Here is an 18,966-nt window from a genome sequence, read left to right on the forward strand (position 1 = left end):
CTGCGCTCCTCGGCGGGCTCAAAGGGGGAGTGAAGGAACAGCCGCGACCGAAGGGATGCGGCGTTTGGCTGTTGGCTGTTTCGGCTGTTTGGGCTCTCCCCTTCTAAACCGCCGAGAAGCGCAGAACTCCGAGGCGCGCGCGCAGCGCGCTTCAAGCTCTGACTTCGCGCCGTTGTCTGAGCGCAGTGAGCGCAGCGAATGAAGCGAGTTCGGCGCGAGCCTCGGAGTTCGAGCATCGCAGGGCACCCACCCGCATCGCGGGTGGGCGGTTTTGCAGGGGCCGTTCTTTGCCTACTTTCTGGCGGGCCAGAAAGTAGGTCGCCCGCCGGGGCGAACTCCCGGCTGGGCCTTCCCAGCAAGACACCGCAACGCATAGCGCAAGAAACGTCAGCGTCAGATGAACCGCACCAGCAGCTCGCCCATCGCCAGCAGCGCCATCGCCTGCCCGAAGGGCATGGAGGTGAGCGGGACGTCCTTGTATTCCTGCAGCGTGTTGAACACCGGCGTGCCGAAGCTCACCTGCGTCAGCTCGCCGGCCTCGTTGATCTTGCTGCGCACCGCCAGCGCCGCCTTCAAGCCGACCGCTTCGTACTCGCGCGGCAGATAGCCCTTGCGGACCGCCTTCAGGATGCCGTAGGCGAAGCCGGCCGAGGCCGCGGCTTCGTCGTAGGAGGTGGGGTCGTCCAGCAGCGTCGGCCACAAACCCGACGGTGACTGGCAGCCGGCGAGGGCCTTGACCTGGGCTTCCAGCGTCGAGACGAGGAACTGCCGGAAGGCATCGCCCTCGGGCAGGTTCAGCAGCTCGATGAATTCGGGGATGACGATGGTGACCCAGGAATTGCCCCGCGCCCACAAGGCGTTGGCGAAGTTGTGGCGCCCCTCGAAGGTCCAGCCGTGGAACCACAGGCCCGTCCTGCGGTCGGCCAGGTACTTGATGTGCACCAGGAACTGGCGCTTGGCCTCCTCGACGTAATGCGGGCGGTTCAGCAGCAGGCCGAACTTGGCCAGAGGCAGCACCGACATCATCAGCGTGTCGTCCCACAGCTGCTGGTGGTTGACGCTGTTGTAGACGATGTGCTGGAAACCGCCTTCCTCGGTGCGCGGCAGGTCGTGGTAGACCCATTCCGCCCAACGGTCGATGTAGGGCAGGTAGCGGCGCTCGCCCGTGCGCTCGAACAGGCAGGCCAGCGTCAGGAAGGGCGCCACCGTGTTGATGTTGCGGCTGGGCATGCCTTCGGCAAAGCGGGCCTCGAACCAGCTCGTCATGATGTTCCAGGCCCCCGGGTCGCCGGTCAGCTCCCAGACCTTGTAGACGCCGTACAGCCCCACGCCGTGCGTCCATTCGAAGCCGTTCCAGCCCTTGGTATCGAGCACGCGGCCGTCGGCGAGGTGCAGCAGGAACTTGCCGTCGGTGTCCTCGATGTGGACGAGGTTGTGGATCAGGCGGTCGACGGCACCGCGGATGTCGTCGCGGTCGGCGCCCAGGCCAGCCGTGTGGTGGGCCAGCAGCGGGTGGATGCGCGAGGAGTCGACGGGCTTCAGCACTTGTTTCGTCATGGTCTAGTCTCGTTCGGAGAAGCGCCGGCCTTTGCCGGCTTTCAGCGCTGCAGGTGGCGGGGCTGGGGCACCGCTTCGAGCGGCACGCCACCGCGGGCCACGGCCAGGGGCACGAGGCGCACCGGCTCCAGCGCGTTGGCGGGATCGCCGTCGGTGGTGACGGCCAGGGTCAGCGTGTTCTCGCCGTTGGGGTTGAGGATGCCTGGCGGCAGCACGAAGACGCGCTGCGGTCCGACGTGGGCGATGAACTGGCCGAGGTTCCAGCCGTTGACGAAGATCAGCGCGCGGTTCTCGGCCGCGGAGCGCGGCTGGCCGGCGTCGCCGAAGGCCAGGCCCAGCTGCACGTCGTGGCCGGCGGGCAGGTCCAGCCTGAAGTGCGTGCGCAGCCAGTAGCTGCCGGGTGCTGGCGGTGCCGCGGTGGGAGAGGCGGCCTCCCAGCCGGGCTCGGGCTGGGGCCTGGCCGGGTCGACGGGCAGGTGCCAGCCCATGCGCTCGCCGTGCAGGCCGCCGCTGTTCATGGGGCCGCGCACGAGGTCGGCGATGTCTTCGCCGCCCCGGTTGCCCTGGATCTTCCAGGCGATGGGGATGGCGAAGCGCTGGCCGCCGCGAGGCGACAGCGAGGCGGCGATGAGGCCGCGGGCTTCCTTGTGTGCGTCGTCGGCGAAGAGGTCCCAGTTGTGCGAGCCGTTGCGCACGACGACGGCCAGCAGGTGCTCGCCGGGCGCGAGGTCCTTCAGCCGGCGCTTGAAGGTGTCCGTCGTCTCGGGGAAGGGGCGGCCGGTGTCGTTTTCCTGCTGGCCGAGGAACTGGCCGTCGAGCCAGACCTGGATCATGCCGGCGCCGCCACCGCCGAAGAAGAGCTCCAGCTGCAGCGGCCCGGCCGCCGTCGTGGCGAAGCGGCCGCGATACCAGACGTCGCCGTGATGGAAGCCGTAGTCGCTCATCGCCAGCACCGGCTGGCCTTTGTCGGGCGCGGTGTAGACATTGGCCACCGAGGCGCTCGCATCGGCCTGGCGCCAGGCGCCGTCGTCGAAGCCGGGCGCCGCCTCCAGGGAGTCGTAACGGCGTGTCCAGGCGAGCTGCATCAGGTCGGGCAGCCGGATGGCCTCGGGGCCGGGCAGTGCCGTGCGGGAGGCCAGGCTGAAGTTGCGCGCGCTGCCGCCCACGGCCTGGCCGTTGAAGCTCAGGGCGGTGATGCCGTCCGGCACCCAGGCGCGCAGCTCGCTGGGGCGGCTGGTGTCGCCGCTCAGGTGCAGGGTCGGGCCGTCGAGGCGGGCCTGGCGCATCAGGCCGGGGCTGCGCACGAGCACCGCTTGCTCGCCGGCCTGCAGCCGCCAGAACTCCCAGGCCGTCTTCTCGTCGGCGATCAGCAGCAGCAGCGGAGGTCGGCCGCCGGCGCTGACGAGCAACTCGATCAGCCCGGCGTGGCGGTAGTTCAGCCGCAGGTCGCCGCGGCGGGCATCCCACTCGACACGCGCCTGGCCGCTCAGCAGCCGGACCTCGGGGCGGCTCGCGTAGCGCAGCACGGTCTCGCCGTCGTCGCCGTCGCGGCCGTAGAGCAGGGCGAGGTCGCGCCCGCCTTGCCGCAGCTGGGCCTGCAGCTCGCTGGTGCTGTAGACGAGGTGCTGGCGCTCCATCGCGTAGGACGCGAGCAGCAGCTTGGCGTCCTGGCCGCTGAGCGTCAGCCGGCCGGCTTGCGGGACGCGGTAGCTGCCGTCGCGCGTCCTCAGGCTGAAGCCGAAGGCCTCGGTGCCGGTGAGCTGGTTGTGCTGGGCCAGCAGCACGTGGCTGCCGAGGGCGGCGTTGACGTTGTGATAGAGCTTCACGCGCGGGTTGCCGGGGTCCAGCGGCTCGCCCTTGTCCATCTCGGCCAGCACCGGCGTGGCGGCCTGCGCCAGGCCGCCCAGCTGCTTGAGCACGAGCGCCTTGTCGCGCATCACGCGGGCCTCGCTGATGGGGGCGCCGTAGTCGTAGCTCGTGTAGACGATGGGGCCGGGCTGCCAGCCCCAGCTGGTGCCGCCGTAGGCCATGTAGATGGAGTGGATGGTCAGGGCGTTGATGAGGCTGCCGCCGTAGACCACGCGTTCGTAGCCCGGACCCTGGCGCCGGGCGGTGCATTCGTAGGTGCCGTTGGAGCCCCAGTAGTCGAACCACCCCGTGCCGATCTCGGCGACGAAGCCCGGCGTGTTGGGCGAGGCGAGCGAGCCGACCTTGGGGAAGTTGCGGCCGTAGATGCCCCAGTCGGGCGCCGGAGCGGGGGCGCCGGGCTCGCCGTCCACGCCGCAGACGCCGCCGGGATAGCCGTCGAAGGCATACAAGTCGGTGGGGCCGGGGTTGGCGAAGGGGGCGGTCGAGTTTTTCGGCGTCCAGTCCGGCAGGCGCGAGGCGGCGTTGTGGAAGAGCGGCACGGTGATGCCGTCGGCGCGCGCCTTGTCCGCCAGGTGCTGCATGTGGCGGATGTTCTTGGGCTGCACCGAGAACAGCTCGTTCTCCAGCTGGTAGGCGATGACGTTGCCGCCGCCGTCGGTGACCTGGTGGCGGGCGAGGATGGCGTCGATCTGCGTCATCCACTCGTCGGCGGCGGCCTGGTATTCGGCGGCGTCGGTGCGCGCCTCGGCGCGCTGGCGCAGCAGCCAGCCGGGGAAGCCGCCAGCGGTCAGCTCGGCATTGACGTAAGGCCCCATGCGGGCGATGACGTAGAGGCCCTCCTCCTCGGCCATCTCGATGGCGCGCTCGACGTTGCGCACGCCGGTGAAGTCGTAGTGCCCCGGCTTGGCCGAGTGGTAGCCCCAGCTGAAGTAGAGGGACACGGCGTTCAGCCCCGAGGCCTTCATCTTCTGCAGCACGTCGCGCCAGAGGCTGGGCGAGGGCAGGCGGAAGGGGTGGAACTCGCCGGCGAAGATCACCTCGCGGCGGCCGTCGATGATCAGCGAATGGCGGTCCCAGGTGACGGCCCGCGGCGCGCGCCGTGGCGCCGTGGCCCGGGCCAGTTGTGCCGCGTCCTCGGCGATCACGGTGAAGTGGCGCACCGAGCCGGAGACGCCGCCGAGTTCCCGCTTGGGCGTCCAGGTCTCGAAGCCGTCGAAGCTGTCCGAGTACCAGTAGCGCTTGGCCATGTAGTCGTCGAAGTAGATGCGCCAGCCCGGCCGGCCGTCGGCCGCGTGGATGGGCACCAGGGCCTGGCCCTCAGCCGGGCCGCCCCAGCCGGCCCAGTCGCCGGTCCTGAGCAGGGTCCAGGGGCCGTCGAGCGAGGGGGCGCTGGCCAGTTCGATGAACTGGGTCGTCTCGTTCTTCGCGAAGGCCCAGTAGCGGCCGTCGTGCCGCACGACGAAGGTGTCGATGAAGTTGCCCTCGAGGCCGCGCAGCGGCGCCGGCTCGGAGAAGCTGGCGAGGCCGGCGTCCAGCGGCGTCAGGTAGTGGGCGGCGAAGGGGCCTTGCGTGCCGTTGCGGGAGAGGCTGACGACGAGCTTGAGGCTGCCGTCGGCGTCGCGGAACCATTCGGGGGCCCAGACGTTGGTGACGCCGGGCAGCCTGACGGGCACGTCGGCGACGTGGGTCCAGTGCCGCAGGTCGGCCGACCTGGCGATGCCGAAGCACGAACCCGTCCAATCGGTGGTGTAGGCGACGTAGTACAGGCCGTCGTCGGCGCGGACGATGGAGGGGTCGCGCAGCAGGCCCCGGGGCGGCTGGTAGACCTCGGAGCCCAGCGACGTGAAGGTGCTGCCGTCGTGCGAGCTGAAGAGGCTGAGCCGGTCCTGCGAGGTGGCCATGAAGGCCGACATCAGGAAGCCCGGCCCGCCCCGGGCCATGGGCGCCGCGGCGCTGGCGGCCGGGGCTGGAGCCGCTGGGGCCTGCTGGCCGGGCAGGTCCTGGGCGCTGACGACGGCGCACGACAGCAGCGCGGCGAGCCAGGCGGCGCAGCGGAGCGACAAGGCGGGCGACGGGACAGCGGGCATGGCGGACCGGGAGTGCGAAGGGCCTGGGCCAGTGTCACCCGGTTTGCCGGCGCCAAAAAATCAAGCGCGTGCGAGAAAGGCCGCGCCCGAGGGCGGCTGGCCCGGCAGGAGAAAATAGCCGCCTATGTTCAGTTTCTTCAAGAAGGCGGCGCCGGCGCCCGCCCCCGCTGCCGAGGCGCCCGCCCTGCTGCCCGAGGGCTGGGTGACCAAGCCGGCCAGTGTGCCCGCGCCCGTCCCGACGCCGACGCCCGAAACCCCGTCGGCACCCGCCCCCGAAGCCCGGGCTCCGCTCGCGCCCGTGCCGCCGCCGGTTTCGCCGCCCGTGGCCGTGCCAGCCCCTGTCGCCATGCCCGCGCCGCGGCCCGAGCCGCCCGCCGCACCGCGCCAGAGCTGGATGGATCGCCTGCGCAGCGGCCTGCGCAAGACCGGCAGCAGCATCGCCGGCGTGTTCACCGGCACCAGGATCGACGACCAGCTCTACGAGGAGCTGGAAGAGGCGCTGTTGATGGCCGATGCCGGCGTGAAGGCCACGCAGTTCCTGCTCGACGACCTGAAGCGCCGCGTCAAGGAGGCCAAGGCGGCCGACCCGCAGGCCGTGCGTGCGCTGCTCGTCGATGCGCTGGCCGAGCTGCTGGCGCCGCTGGAGAAGGGCCTGGAAGTGGGGCGTTACACCCCGACGGTGATGATGGTCGTGGGCGTCAACGGTGCGGGCAAGACGACCAGCATCGGCAAGCTGACCCGCCACCTCGCCGAAGCCGACCAGCGCGTGCTGCTGGCGGCGGCCGACACCTTCCGCGCCGCGGCGCGCGAGCAACTGGGCGTCTGGGCCGATCGCGCCAAGGTCGAGATCGTCAGCCAGGAAGGCGGCGACCCCGCGGCCGTGTCCTTCGACGCGGTCAATGCCGGCCGCGCCCGCGGCGCCGACGTGGTCATCGCCGACACCGCCGGCCGGCTGCCCACGCAGCTCCACCTGATGGAGGAGCTGAAGAAGATCAAGCGCGTCATCACCAAGGCCCAGGAGGGCGCACCGCACGAGGTGCTGCTGGTGGTGGACGGCAATACCGGCCAGAACGCGCTCAACCAGGTCAAGGCCTTCGACGAGGCCCTGGGCCTGACGGGCCTGGTGGTCACCAAGCTGGACGGCACCGCCAAGGGCGGCGTGCTCGCGGCCATCGCGCGCGAGCGGCCCGTGCCGGTCTATTTCATCGGCGTGGGCGAGAAGCTCGAGGACCTGGAGACCTTCAGCGCCCGCGAGTTCGCCCGCGCCTTGCTGGAATAGCCCCCGAGCCGCCCCGCCGGGAAGCGCCTCAGTGCGGCGCCGCGTGCGGCGTGTCGGCGTAGTAGCCGGGGCCGCGCGACTTCGGGAAGAGGGTCGCGCGCAGGCGGGCCGGCTCCTCGTTCTGCCACTCCCGCTCCCAGGTGGCGAGGGACAGCTCGGTCGCCGCCAGCACCTTGAGCAGGCGTTCGCGCCGGCGGGCCTGGCGGACCTGGCCATCGGCGATCGGCATGAGGACGACCGCGCGGGCATAGCCGTGCTCGTCGCACAGCGCGAAGTCGACGGTCAGCAGGCCGGTCCGCGACAGCCATTCGCGATAGGAGTGGTGGCGCGGCACGCGCACCAGCTTGTGCAGCGGCACTTGGGCCAGCAGGAAGCCCTTGGGATGCTCCAGCGCCAGGGCCTGGGCGAGTGACTTGTGGGCATGCCGCTCCGCGCTGCCCAGCACGCGCGCCAGCGTGGGCGGCCAGTGCATGACGGTGTCGGCAGGGTCGGCGGGCCGGCTTTCGGCCTGGCCGGTCAGGCGGCTCAGCCAGGCGCCCACGGCGCGCGGAAGGTGAAGGTTCAGCATGCGCCCGACGCTAGCGTCAGCGCCCCGGCTTGACCATGCCGCCGCGTCCTTCGATCTGGGGACCAAGTGTGAGCACTTGTGTCCCGCCGCGGTCAGCCCATCAGGCCTTTCATGCCGCCCATGCGCTTCATCATCTTCATGAGGCCGCCGCCCTTCATCTTCTTCATCATCTGCTGCATCTGGTCGAACTGGTTCAGCAGGCGGTTGACGTCCTGGATCTGCACGCCGGCACCGGCGGCGATGCGGCGCTTGCGGCTGGCCTTGCTCTTGCCGTCCATCAGCAGGGCGGGGTGGGTGCGCTCCTTGGCGGTCATGGCGCGCAGGATGCCTTCCATGCGCTTCATGTCGCGCTCGGCACGGTCCATGTCGGCCTGGCCGGGCTGCTTGTTGCCCATCATCTGCGTGGGCAGCTTGTCCATCAGGCCGCCGAGGCCGCCCATCTTCTTCATCTGGGCGATCTGCTGCAGGAAGTCGTTCAGGTCGAAGCCGCTGCCGCTCTTGAGCTTCTCCGCCATGGCCTGGGCCGAGGCGAGGTCCACGCTCTGCGTGACCTGCTCCACCAGGGCGACGATGTCGCCCATGCCCAGCACGCGGCCGGCGTGGCGGTCGGCGTCGAAGACCTCCAGGCCGTCGATCTTCTCGGACACGCCGGCGAACTTTATCGGCGCGCCGGTGATCTGGCGCACCGACAGCGCCGCACCGCCGCGCGAGTCGCCGTCGAGCTTGGTGAGGATGACGCCGGTCAGCGGCAGGGCCTCCTTGAAGGCCTTGGCGGTGTTGACGGCGTCCTGGCCCTGCATGGCGTCGACGACGAAGAGGGTCTCGACCGGATTGAGGACCGCATGCAGGTCCTTGATCTCGGCCATCAACGCCTCGTCGATCGCCAGGCGGCCGGCGGTGTCGACCAGCAGGACGTCGAAGTAGTGGCGCCTGGCGTGGTCCAGGGCGGCCAGGGCGATGTCGCGGGGCTTCTGGTCGGGCGCGGAGGGGAACCACTCGGCGCCGGCCTGCCGGGTCACCGTCTTGAGCTGCTCGATGGCGGCCGGCCGGTAGACGTCGGCGGAGACGGTCAGCACCTTCTTCTTGCGCTTTTCGATCAGGTGCTTGGCGAGCTTGGCCGTCGTCGTCGTCTTGCCGGCGCCCTGCAGGCCCGCCATCAGGATGACGGCTGGCGGCTGGACGGCGAGGTTGATGTCGGCGACGCCCTCGCCCATGGTGGCGGCGAGTTCCTTGTGGACGACGGAGACGAGCACCTGGCCCGGGTTGAGCGAGCCGACCACTTCCTGGCCGAGGGCCTTCTCCTTCACCCGGGCGATGAAGTCGCGCACCACCGGCAGGGCCACGTCGGCCTCCAGCAAGGCCATGCGCACCTCGCGCAACATGTCCTGCACATTGCTTTCGGTGATGCGGGCCTGGCCGCGCATCGTCTTGACGAGGCGACTCAGGCGGTCGGTGAGAGTGGAAGCCATGGGTCGGGGATGGGCCAGTCCGTCAGAACGGCGGAGGCCAAAAGTACACTGCGGCCATGAGTTTATCGCCCGCCCCCCTCGGAGACGCCGTGGCTGGCGCCCAAGGCCCCGGGCCCGGCGTGGCGCTGGCCATTGCCAGTGGCCTGGCATTGCTGGGTTATGTCTGGGTCGGCCTGCTGCGGGCACGTGCCGGCGAGGACCGCGCGACCACACGCCCGCCCTTGCGCTCGGTGCCGCCCATGGCCATGGCCTGGTGTGCCCAGTTCGTCGCCCTGTTCATCGACATCAGCGGCTATGGCCTGGCCGCACCCGGCGCCCGCTTCGGCTTCGCGCCGGCCTTGTCGATGACCACCTGGCTGGTGCTGACGGTCTATCTGGTGGAGAGCCGCTTCCTGCCGCTGCACAGCGTGCGGCGCGTGCTGGCCTGGCTGGCCGCCGCGGCGGTGCTGCTGGCCTGGACCTTCCCGGGCGAGAGCCGGCCGACGGCCGCCTCGCCGTGGGCACCGCTGCACTGGGTGCTGGGCCTGGCGTCCTACGGCCTCTTCGGCGTCGCGGTGCTGCATGCGGCTCTGCTCAACCGGGCCGAGTCGCAACTGCGCCGCAAGCAGCCCACGCCGGGCGGCCTGCCGCTGCTGCAGCTCGAGCGGCTGACCTTCCAGTTCGTGGCCGCCGGCGTGGGCGTGCTGTCCCTGGCCATCCTGCTGGGCTGGTGGTTCACGCCGCAATGGCACTGGGACCACAAGAACCTGCTGGCCGTGCTCGGCTGGCTGGTGCTGACGGGCCTGCTGGTGGGCCGGCGCATCTACGGCTGGCGCGGCCGGCGCGCGACGCGCTGGCTCTACGCCGGCGCCGGCCTGCTGCTGCTGTCCTACGCCGGTTCGCGCTTCGTGCTGGAGGTGGTGCTTCAGCGCGGCGTCAACGGGGGCGGGGGATGAAATACGTGCTGTTGCTGGCGCTGCTGGCCCTGCTGTTCTTCATGCTGGGCGCCAAGCGCGGGCGCCCGCGTGAACCCGAGGCGCGGGCGGCGCCGCCACCGCCCAAGCCGCAGGCCATGCTGCGCTGCGCCGAGTGCGGCCTGCACCTGCCGGCGGACGACGCGCTGCCCGGCAAGGGTGGCGTGTTCTGCAGCGCGGCGCACCGGGCCAGCTTCGAGGCCCGCCAGGGTCAGGCTTGAGCGTCGACGCCACGCGGCCTACGGACCTCGGTCCGCCGTCCGTTCGCGGTAACTGGTTCGTCGATGCCCTGCCGCCCGAGCCGGTGGACGGCGGCAGCGCCTCGTTCGAGCGCCTGTACCGCGCCTTTCTGTCGGCCCGTGCGGCGCTGGGCCTGGCGCTGATCGGCGCGCAGCTCATCGCCGCGGTCCTGTCGACGCCGCCGGCCCGCTCGACCCTGGCCCTGAGCGCGTCCTACGCCGTGGCGGCCGTGGCGCTGTGGCTGTTCCCGCCCCTGCGCCACGGCGTCTCGGCGCGCAGCTTTGCGCGCATCAGCAGCCCGCACTGGTGGGCGGCCATCGGGCTGGACCTCGTCCTCTTCGGCGTGCTCCATGCGCTGGACCCGAGCGGCGTCAACTACGGCGCGCTTTTCGTCATGCCGGTGCTGATGGCTGCGGTGCTCAGCCCGCGGCTGCTGGCCCTCGCCACGGCGGCCATGGCCACGCTCGGCCTGCTGGTCGCGGCGGGGTGGTCGTTGCTGAGCGGGATGGACGTGGGACTGAAGACGACGCAGGCCGGCCTCGTCGGCAGCGGGCTCTTTGCCGTCAGCCTGCTGGCCGGTGAACTGAGCGCACGGCTGGCCCGTGAGGAGAAAGCGGCGCGCGGCAGCCTGGCGCTGGCCCGCCAGCAGGAACAGCTCAACCGCCTGGTCATCGACGAGATGCAGGAAGGCGTGCTCGTCGTGGACCGGCGTGGCCGGGTCCGGGCCATGAACCCCGCGGCGCGCGCGCTGCTGGGGGCGACGGGCGGCGAGCTGAGCTGGCAGCTGCGCGGGCGTGCGGACTGGCAGCCGCTGGTGCAGGCGCTGGAGCAGGTGCACGCCCAGGGCGGCGACGGCGCGGGCACGGAGATCGACGTCAGCCTGCCGGTGGAGAGCGGCGTCGCCCACAGCCTGAGGTTGCGGCTGCGCTTCACGCGCCAGCGCGAAGGCAGCGAGGAGCTTTGCGTCTTGTTCGTCGAGGACAACCGCGAGCTCCTCGCCCGCACCCGCCAGGAGAAGCTGGCGGCCATGGGCCGGGTGTCGGCAGGCATCGCGCACGAGATCCGCAACCCCCTGGCGGCCATCGCCCAGGCCAATGCGCTGATCGCCGAAGACGTCGCGGGCATGCGGGCCGAGGAACTGACGCGCATGGTCGCCTCCAACGTGCAGCGTCTCAAGCGCCTGGTCGACGACGTGACCGAGGTGGCGCCCGGCGTGCGGCCCGACACCCAGGCGCTGGACGCCAGCGCCATCGTCCGCCAGGGCGCCGAGGAATGGTGCCGGATCAACGACGTGGCGCCGGACGGGAGCGGCCGCCTGGTGCTGCGCATTGCGGCGCCAGGCCTGCGCGCCCTGTTCGATGCCGAGCACCTGCGCCGCATCCTCGTCAACCTGCTGGACAACGCCCACCGCCACGCCGAAGCCGGCGCCGGGGCCATCCGCGTGACGCTGGAACCCGAGGGCGACACCCTCGTCCTCGTCGTGCGGAGCGCGGGGGCGCCGGTGCCGGCCGAGGTGGAGCGCCATCTCTTCGAGCCCTTCTTCTCGACGCGCAGCCGCGGCTCGGGCCTGGGCCTCTATATTTGCCGTGAGCTGTGCGAGCGCCATGGCGCCCGCATCGATTTCCGCCGCGCCGCCGATGGCGCGGCCAACGAGTTCATCGTGCGCCTGCGCACCCCCGAGCCCGAGACCGCATGAATCCTGCCCCGCCTGCACGCCTGCTGGTCGTCGACGACGAGCCCGACCTGCGCACGCTCTACGAGCTGACCCTGCTGCGCGAGGGCTACGAGATCGACAGTGCCGGCTCGGTGGCCGACGCGCTGGAGCAACTGCAGGCGCGCAGCTACAGCGCGGTGATCACCGACATGAAGCTGCCCGATGGCTCGGGCCTGGACGTGCTGCGCTGGCTGGAGCAGGCCGGCCGGCCCGAGAAGGCCATCGTCATCACGGCCTTCGGCTCGGCCGAGAACGCCGTCGAGGCCCTGAAGGCCGGCGCCTTCGACTACCTCACCAAGCCCGTGGACCTGCGGCAGTTCCGCCTCGTCGTCGGATCGGCCCTGGGCCGCCAGCCGGCTGCGCGCGCGCCGGACCCGGTCGCGCCGCCGCCGCGGGAGTCCTCCGTGTCGGCGACGGCGCTGCGCCTGGTCGGCGAGTCCCATGCCATCCGCGCCGTGCGGGCCCTCGTCGACAAGGTCGGCCGCAGCATGGCGCCGGTGCTGGTGCAGGGCGAGTCCGGGACGGGCAAGGAGCTGGTGGCTCGCGCCATCCACGACCATGGCGCGCGCGCCGGCCAGCGCTTCGTGGCGGTGAACTGCGGCGCCATCCCCGAGAACCTGCTGGAGGCCGAGTTCTTCGGCTACCGCAAGGGGGCCTTCACCGGCGCCAACGAGGACCGCGAAGGCTTCTTCCAGGCGGCCGACGGCGGCACCCTTTTCCTCGACGAGATCGGTGACCTGCCGCTGGCGATGCAGAGCAAGCTGCTGCGCGTCATCCAGGAGCGCTCGGTGCGGCCCGTGGGCGCCACCGCCGAGAGCCCGGTCAACGTGCGCATCGTCAGCGCCACGCACAAGGACCTGGCGGCCGAGGTCGCGGCCGGCCGCTTCCGCCAGGACCTCTTCTACCGGCTCAACGTCATCCAGATCCGCGTGCCGCCGCTGCGCGAGCGGCTGGAGGATCTGGGCTTGATCAGCGCCCGGCTGCTGGCCCGCATCGCCCAGGACGCCGGCGTGTCGCCCACGCCGCGGCTGACGCCGGCGGCCCTGCAGACGCTGTCGCGCTATGCCTTCCCGGGCAATGTCCGCGAGCTGGAGAACCTGCTGCACCGTGCCCTCGCCCTGGCCGGCGGCGAATGGATCGACGCGGATGACCTCGGCCTGCCCGATGACCTCTTCGACGAGGGCCGCAGCGAATCCCAGTTCGGGGCCCTGGAGACCCCCGTGGCCGCGGCGCCGGTGGCCGAGGGCCTGTCGCTGCCGGAGCAACTGCCCAGCGACCTGGCCCGCTATCTGGACGAAGTCGAGCGCGCCATCCTGCTGCGTGCCCTCGAGCAGCATCGCTTCAACCGCACGGCGGCGGCGGCCAGCCTCGGCCTCTCGCTGCGGCAGATCCGCTACCGCATGGCCCGGCTGGCCATCTCGGCCGGCGACAGCTGAGCGACATCCCCCTCGGGATTTGCCCTGCTTGAACTGTGCGCGGCGGCGATCGCGCGGGCGGGCCGCCGCCTGCGAAGCCAGTATTGGCGCGGCCTCGCGGGGCGATTCGGCCTGCAAGCGCAGTGGCCATGCGGGCCGCGGCCCGCAGGCCCCGATGCCATCGGGGCTGGCGGCCCACGGGGCCTCTCTCGGGCGTCTTGGGCACTGGGGGTTTGACACTAGGGGTAGTGGCTTGAGAGGGCGGGAGCCCGTAGATATAGTGTCCTTCGTGATATCCTGCTGAGCCAGTCGACCCCATGACCCTCCTCTCGGATTCGATGTTCGCAGTGGCCTCTGGCCCGCAGCAACGTGCCGATAGACCGAGCCAGATCCTTGGCTTGCCAATGGAGCGGCAGGGACGAAACACCCCCAGTGAAAACCTTGCTCTTGCGACGGCCCGCTCCCGGGTTGGTGCCGCGCATTTGCCCGATCTCTCTCGATAAAGGATTCCTCCATGCTGCATGAAGCCGCCACGGGCCCGGCACTCGCCAACCCCGCCGCACCGGTCGCGTTTGGATCCGACGCCACCGTCCCCAGCGCCCCCACGCTGACGACCTACCAGGCCTACCAGATCATTCGCCGCAACGGCGCCGTGGTCTCGTTCGAGCCCAGCAAGATCGCCGTCGCGCTGATGAAGGCCTTCCTCGCCGTGCACGGCACGAGCGGCGCCGCATCGGCCAGCGTGCGCGAGACCGTCGAGCAGCTGACCCAGAACGTCGTCCGCGCCCTGCTGCGCTCGCGCCCGAGCGGCGGCACCTTCCACATCGAGGACGTGCAGGACCAGGTCGAGCTCGGCCTGATGCGCAGCGGCCAGCATGACGTGGCCCGCGCCTACGTGCTCTACCGCGAGCGCCGCGCCCAGGAGCGCGCCGCCCAAGGCGAGGCCGCACGCGCCGCCGAGCCGCAGCTGATGGTGGTGGACGGCGGCGAGCGCCGCCCGCTGGACCTCGCCGCGCTCAAGGCCCTGATCGCCTCCGCCTGCGAGAACCTCGGCGCCGACGTCAAGCCCGAGCCGGTGCTGGCCGAGACCCAGCGCAACCTGTACGACGGCGTCGCCATCGACGAGGTCTACAAGGCCGCCATCCTGGCCGCCCGCACGCTGATCGAGAAGGACCCCGGCTACAGCCGCGCCACCGCGCGCCTGCTGCTGCACACCATCCGCCGCGAGATCATCGGCGGCGAGGTGACGCAGTCCGAGATGCAAGCCCGTTATGCCGAGTATTTCCCCGGCTACATCAAGAAGGGCATCAAGGCCGAGCTGCTGGACGAGAAGCTGGCGCAGTACGACCTGGCCAGGCTGGGCGCCGCGCTCAAGGCCGAACGCGACCTGCAGTTCGACTACCTCGGCCTGCAGACGCTGTACGACCGCTACTTCCTGCACATCGACGAACAGCGCATCGAGATGCCTCAGGCCTTCTTCATGCGCGTGGCCATGGGCCTGGCGCTGAACGAGATCGACCGCGAGGCCCGCGCCATCGAGTTCTACGAGGTGCTGTCGAGCTTTGACTTCATGTCGAGCACGCCCACCCTCTTCAACTCCGGCACGCGCCGCTCGCAGCTGTCGAGCTGCTACCTGACCACCGTCAGCGACGACCTCGACGGCATCTACGAGGCGCTGAAGGAGAACGCGCTGCTGTCCAAGTTCGCGGGCGGCCTGGGCAACGACTGGACGCCGGTGCGGGCGCTGGGCTCCCACATCAAGGGCACCAACGGCAAGAGCCAGGGCGTCGTGCCCTTCCTGAAGGTCGTCAACGACACGGCCGTGGCCGTGAACCAGGGCGGCAAGCGCAAGGGCGCCGTCTGCGCCTACCTGGAAACCTGGCACCTCGACATCGAGGAGTTCCTGGACCTGCGCAAGAACACCGGCGACGACCGCCGCCGCACCCACGACATGAACACGGCGAACTGGATTCCCGACCTGTTCATGAAACGCGTCATCGAGGGCGGCGACTGGACGCTGTTCAGCCCCTCCACCTGCCCCGACCTGCACGACAAGTTCGGCAAGGCCTTCGAGGAGGCCTACGTCGGCTACGAGAACAAGGTCGACCGTGGCGAGCTCAAGCTCTTCAAGCGCATGCCCGCCAAGGACCTGTGGCGCAAGATGCTGTCGATGCTGTTCGAGACGGGCCATCCCTGGATCACCTTCAAGGACGCCTGCAACGTGCGCAGCCCGCAGCAGCACGTCGGCGTGGTGCACTCGTCCAACCTCTGCACCGAGATCACGCTGAACACCAACGACAGCGAGATCGCCGTCTGCAACCTCGGCTCCGTCAACCTGGCCCAGCACCTGAAGGATGGCGCCATCGACCAGGCCAAGCTGAAGAAGACCGTGCGCACGGCCATGCGCATGCTCGACAACGTCATCGACATCAACTACTACGCCGTCAAGAAGGCCCGCGACTCCAACCTGCGCCACCGCCCGGTGGGCCTCGGCATCATGGGCTTCCAGGACGCGCTCTACCAGCTGCGCACGCCCTACGCCTCGCAGGCGGCCGTCGAGTTCGCCGACCGTTCGATGGAAGCCGTCTGCTATCACGCCTACTGGGCGAGCACCGAACTGGCCGAGGAGCGGGGCCGCTACAGCAGCTACAAGGGCTCGCTGTGGGACCGCGGCATCCTGCCCATCGACTCCATCGACCTGCTGGCCGAGCAGCGCGGCGGCTACGTCGAAGTGGACCGTTCGACCAGCATGGACTGGGACGCCCTGCGGGGGCGCATCGCCACCTACGGCATGCGCAACAGCAACTGCATCGCCATCGCCCCGACGGCCACCATCTCCAACATCATCGGCGTGGACGCCTCCATCGAGCCCTGCTTCGGCAACCTCTCGGTGAAGTCCAACCTGTCCGGCGAGTTCACCGTCATCAACGAATCGCTGGTGCGCGACCTCAAGGCCCAGGGCCTGTGGGACGACGTCATGGTCATGGACCTCAAGCACTTCGACGGCTCGCTGCGCCGCATCGACCGCGTGCCCGAGGACATCAAGGCCCTCTACGCCACCGCCTTCGAGGTCGACCCGCAATGGCTGATCGAGGCCGGCGCCCGCCGCCAGAAGTGGATCGACCAGGCCCAGAGCCTGAACATCTACATGGCCGGCGCCTCGGGCAAGAAGCTCGACGAGACCTACAAGCTGGCCTGGACCCGCGGCCTGAAGACGACCTACTACCTGCGCACCATCAGCGCCACGCAGGCCGAGAAGAGCACGGTCACGCGCTCGGGCCAGCTCAACGCGGTGGCGTCGAGCGCCGCGCCGGTGATGGCCGCACCCGCCGCGCCCGTGGCTGCCGTCGAGCCCGAGCTGCCGGCGTCGGACATCAAGTTCTGCTCGATCGACAACCCCGACTGCGAAGCCTGCCAATGACGACCGAACTGGCCCGGGGTTGCGGCGCAGCGAAGCGCAGCCACAACCCCGACTGCGAGGCCTGCCAGTGAGGTTGAGCGGAGTCGCGAGCTTGTATAGACAAGTTCGCGACCCGCGTTTTCGATGCCCTCGCGCAACAAAGATCGTTCGGCGGGTGCAAATTGCCGCAATGAGTCCTTGTTGATTTGCGCAAGGCCTGCCGATAATTCGAAGTGATAGGAAGCACACCATGCTGGTTTGGGACGAAGACCCACAGTCCACCGACAACACCTCCGCGGCCCGGCTCGCGGCTCAGCCTTCGGCACCCCTGATGCCTGAAGTCGCTTCCGCTCCCCCTCTGGCTTCCACGCCCGCTCCCAAACTGTCCGGCGAGCCCACCACGGCCCGCCGCGTGAAGGCGGCCGACAAGCGCATCATCAACGGCCAGACCGACGTCAACCAGCTGGTGCCCTTCAAGTACAAGTGGGCCTGGGAGAAGTACCTCGCCACCTGCGCCAACCACTGGATGCCGCAGGAAGTGAACATGAGCCGCGACATCGCGCTCTGGAAGGACCCCAACGGCCTGACCGAGGACGAGCGCCGCATCATCAAGCGCAACCTCGGCTTCTTCGTCACCGCCGACTCGCTGGCCGCCAACAACATCGTGCTGGGCACCTACCGCCACATCACGGCGCCCGAGTGCCGGCAGTTCCTGCTGCGCCAGGCCTTCGAAGAGGCCATCCACACGCACGCCTACCAGTACATCGTCGAGAGCCTGGGCCTGGACGAGAGCGAGATCTTCAACGCCTACCACGAGGTCGCGTCCATCCGCGACAAGGACGAGTTCCTGATCCCCTTCATCGAGGCGATCATGGACCCGGCCTTCAAGACCGGCACGCTCGCGGCTGACCAGACGCTGCTGAAGAGCCTCATCGTCTTCGCCTGCCTGATGGAAGGCCTGTTCTTCTACGTCGGCTTCACGCAGATCCTCGCGATGGGCCGGCAGAACAAGATGACCGGCGCCGCCGAGCAGTACCAGTACATCCTGCGCGACGAGTCGATGCACTGCAATTTCGGCATCGACCTCATCAACCAGATCAAGCTCGAGAACCCCCATCTCTGGACGGCGGAGTTCAAGGCCGAGATCAAGGCCCTGTTCGCCAAGGCCGTCGAGCTGGAATATCGCTACGCCGAGGACACCATGCCGCGCGGCGTGCTGGGGCTGAACGCCTCGATGTTCAAGGGCTACCTGCGCTTCATCGCCAACCGGCGCGCGGTGCAGATCGGCCTCGACGCCCTGTTCCCGAACGAAGAAAACCCCTTCCCGTGGATGAGCGAGATGATCGACTTGAAGAAGGAACGCAACTTCTTCGAGACCCGAGTCATCGAGTACCAATCGGGCGGGACCCTGAGCTGGGACTGAACCCCAGCCGCAACCCGATCAAGCTAGGCCAATGCAGTCACCGAGCGAAACCCGCAACATCACTCTCGAAGTGGCGGGGCTGCATGGCGATCCGATTCACCGCACCGTGGCGCTCCTCCTGGGCGACTCACGGGCGGTGAATAGCCGTATCCGCGCGGACCGGTCCGCGGGGGACGGTGTCTTTTCCACTTGATCAAGGAGAAAACCATGGCAACTGCGAAGAAAGCTCCGGCCAAGAAGGCCGCTGCCCCGGCGAAGAAGGCCGCTCCGGCCAAGAAGGCTGCGCCCGCCAAGAAGGCCGCTCCGGCCAAGAAGGCCGCTCCGGCCAAGAAGGCTGCACCCGCCAAGAAGGCCGCCCCGGCCAAGAAGGCTGCGCCCGCCAAGAAGGCCGCTCCGGCCAAGAAGGCTGCGCCCGCCAAGAAGGCCGCCCCGGCCAAGAAGGCTGCGCCCGCCAAGAAGGCCGCTCCGGCCAAGAAGGCTGCGCCCGCCAAGAAGGCCGCTCCGGCCAAGAAGGCCGCTCCGGCCAAGAAGGCTGCGCCCGCCAAGAAGGCTGCGCCCGCCAAGAAGGCCGCTCCGGCCAAGAAGGCTGCTGCGCCCAAGAAGGCCGCCGCCAAGCCGGCTGCCAAGCCTGCTGCGAAGCCGGCCGCCAAGAAGGCTGCCGCTCCGAAGAAGGCCGCTGCCAAGCCTGCCCCTGCGGCCAAGCCTGCCGCTGCTGCGCCCGCTCCCGCGGCCAAGACCGCGCTGAGCCCGCAAGCCGCCTGGCCCTTCCCGACCGGCAACAAGCCCTGAGCGTTTGTCTGGGCGGGCGGCTTCGGCCGCCCGTTCGAGCATCGCGAAACCCGGCCCGCTACTGCGGCGCCGGGTTTTTTGTGTGCGCCCAGCATGGGCGCACATCCTGGAGGTGCAAGTCCTCCCGCGAGCTGGTCACAGTGAGCGAAGCGAAGCGCAACTGCGTGAGGGCGACCGAGCGTGGGAAGGAAGCGTGGAGCGTA

The 18,966-nt window shown here is 69.9% G+C and carries 12 protein-coding genes; 8 read left to right on the forward strand and 4 right to left on the reverse strand.

The window, feature by feature from the left end; genetic code table 11:
• Window positions 1-393 precede the first annotated feature (393 nt).
• Both bglB and LXT12_RS10560 read right to left on the reverse strand, forming a co-directional pair.
• Window positions 394-1,557 (reverse strand): beta-galactosidase BglB, encoded by a 1,164-nt coding sequence (gene bglB, locus LXT12_RS10555; RefSeq protein ID WP_233391761.1) that lies wholly within the window; start codon window positions 1,555-1,557, stop codon window positions 394-396.
• 41 nt (window positions 1,558-1,598) lie between these two features.
• On the reverse strand, window positions 1,599-5,513 hold the full coding sequence (locus LXT12_RS10560) for a beta-galactosidase (protein ID WP_233391763.1): 3,915 nt from the start codon (window positions 5,511-5,513) through the stop codon (window positions 1,599-1,601).
• Between the two features lie 124 nt (window positions 5,514-5,637).
• Here LXT12_RS10560 and ftsY point away from each other — a divergent pair, with 124 nt between their 5' ends.
• A complete protein-coding gene (gene ftsY, locus LXT12_RS10565) occupies window positions 5,638-6,792 on the forward strand; it encodes a signal recognition particle-docking protein FtsY (RefSeq protein ID WP_233391765.1) in 1,155 nt (384 codons plus the stop codon).
• Between the two features lie 28 nt (window positions 6,793-6,820).
• On the opposite strand, the gene LXT12_RS10570 is transcribed toward ftsY, so the two are convergent.
• Together LXT12_RS10570 and ffh are read right to left on the reverse strand one after the other, a co-directional pair.
• Window positions 6,821-7,360, reverse strand: coding sequence for a hypothetical protein (locus tag LXT12_RS10570; protein WP_233391766.1), 540 nt, complete (start codon window positions 7,358-7,360; stop codon window positions 6,821-6,823).
• A gap of 92 nt (window positions 7,361-7,452) precedes the next feature.
• Window positions 7,453-8,829, reverse strand: coding sequence for a signal recognition particle protein (gene ffh, locus LXT12_RS10575; RefSeq protein ID WP_233391767.1), 1,377 nt, complete (start codon window positions 8,827-8,829; stop codon window positions 7,453-7,455).
• A gap of 56 nt (window positions 8,830-8,885) precedes the next feature.
• Here ffh and LXT12_RS10580 point away from each other — a divergent pair, with 56 nt between their 5' ends.
• The 7 genes from LXT12_RS10580 to LXT12_RS10610 all read left to right on the forward strand — a co-directional run bounded on the left by LXT12_RS10580 (window position 8,886) and on the right by LXT12_RS10610 (window position 18,763).
• Window positions 8,886-9,764, forward strand: a complete 879-nt coding sequence (locus LXT12_RS10580; protein WP_233391769.1) for a cytochrome C assembly family protein — start codon at window positions 8,886-8,888, stop codon at window positions 9,762-9,764.
• Complete coding sequence (locus LXT12_RS10585; protein WP_233391771.1) at window positions 9,761-10,003, forward strand: PP0621 family protein; 243 nt, start codon at window positions 9,761-9,763, stop codon at window positions 10,001-10,003. The genes LXT12_RS10580 and LXT12_RS10585 overlap by 4 nt, the downstream gene beginning before the upstream one ends.
• Window positions 10,000-11,718, forward strand: coding sequence for a sensor histidine kinase (locus LXT12_RS10590; RefSeq protein WP_233391773.1), 1,719 nt, complete (start codon window positions 10,000-10,002; stop codon window positions 11,716-11,718). Before LXT12_RS10585 ends, LXT12_RS10590 begins: the two co-directional genes overlap by 4 nt.
• A complete protein-coding gene (locus LXT12_RS10595; RefSeq protein ID WP_233391774.1) occupies window positions 11,715-13,172 on the forward strand; it encodes a sigma-54-dependent transcriptional regulator in 1,458 nt (485 codons plus the stop codon). Before LXT12_RS10590 ends, LXT12_RS10595 begins: the two co-directional genes overlap by 4 nt.
• Before the next feature lie 493 nt (window positions 13,173-13,665).
• Entirely contained in the window at window positions 13,666-16,572 is a 2,907-nt protein-coding gene (locus tag LXT12_RS10600; protein WP_233391776.1) for a ribonucleoside-diphosphate reductase subunit alpha, read from the forward strand.
• 229 nt (window positions 16,573-16,801) lie between these two features.
• Window positions 16,802-17,974, forward strand: coding sequence for a ribonucleotide-diphosphate reductase subunit beta (locus LXT12_RS10605; protein WP_233391779.1), 1,173 nt, complete (start codon window positions 16,802-16,804; stop codon window positions 17,972-17,974).
• Between the two features lie 207 nt (window positions 17,975-18,181).
• Window positions 18,182-18,763 (forward strand): histone, encoded by a 582-nt coding sequence (locus tag LXT12_RS10610; RefSeq protein ID WP_233391781.1) that lies wholly within the window; start codon window positions 18,182-18,184, stop codon window positions 18,761-18,763.
• Window positions 18,764-18,966 lie beyond the last annotated feature (203 nt).

This window comes from Pelomonas caseinilytica (assembly GCF_021353235.1).
GTDB classification, from domain to species: domain Bacteria; phylum Pseudomonadota; class Gammaproteobacteria; order Burkholderiales; family Burkholderiaceae_C; genus Pelomonas; species Pelomonas caseinilytica.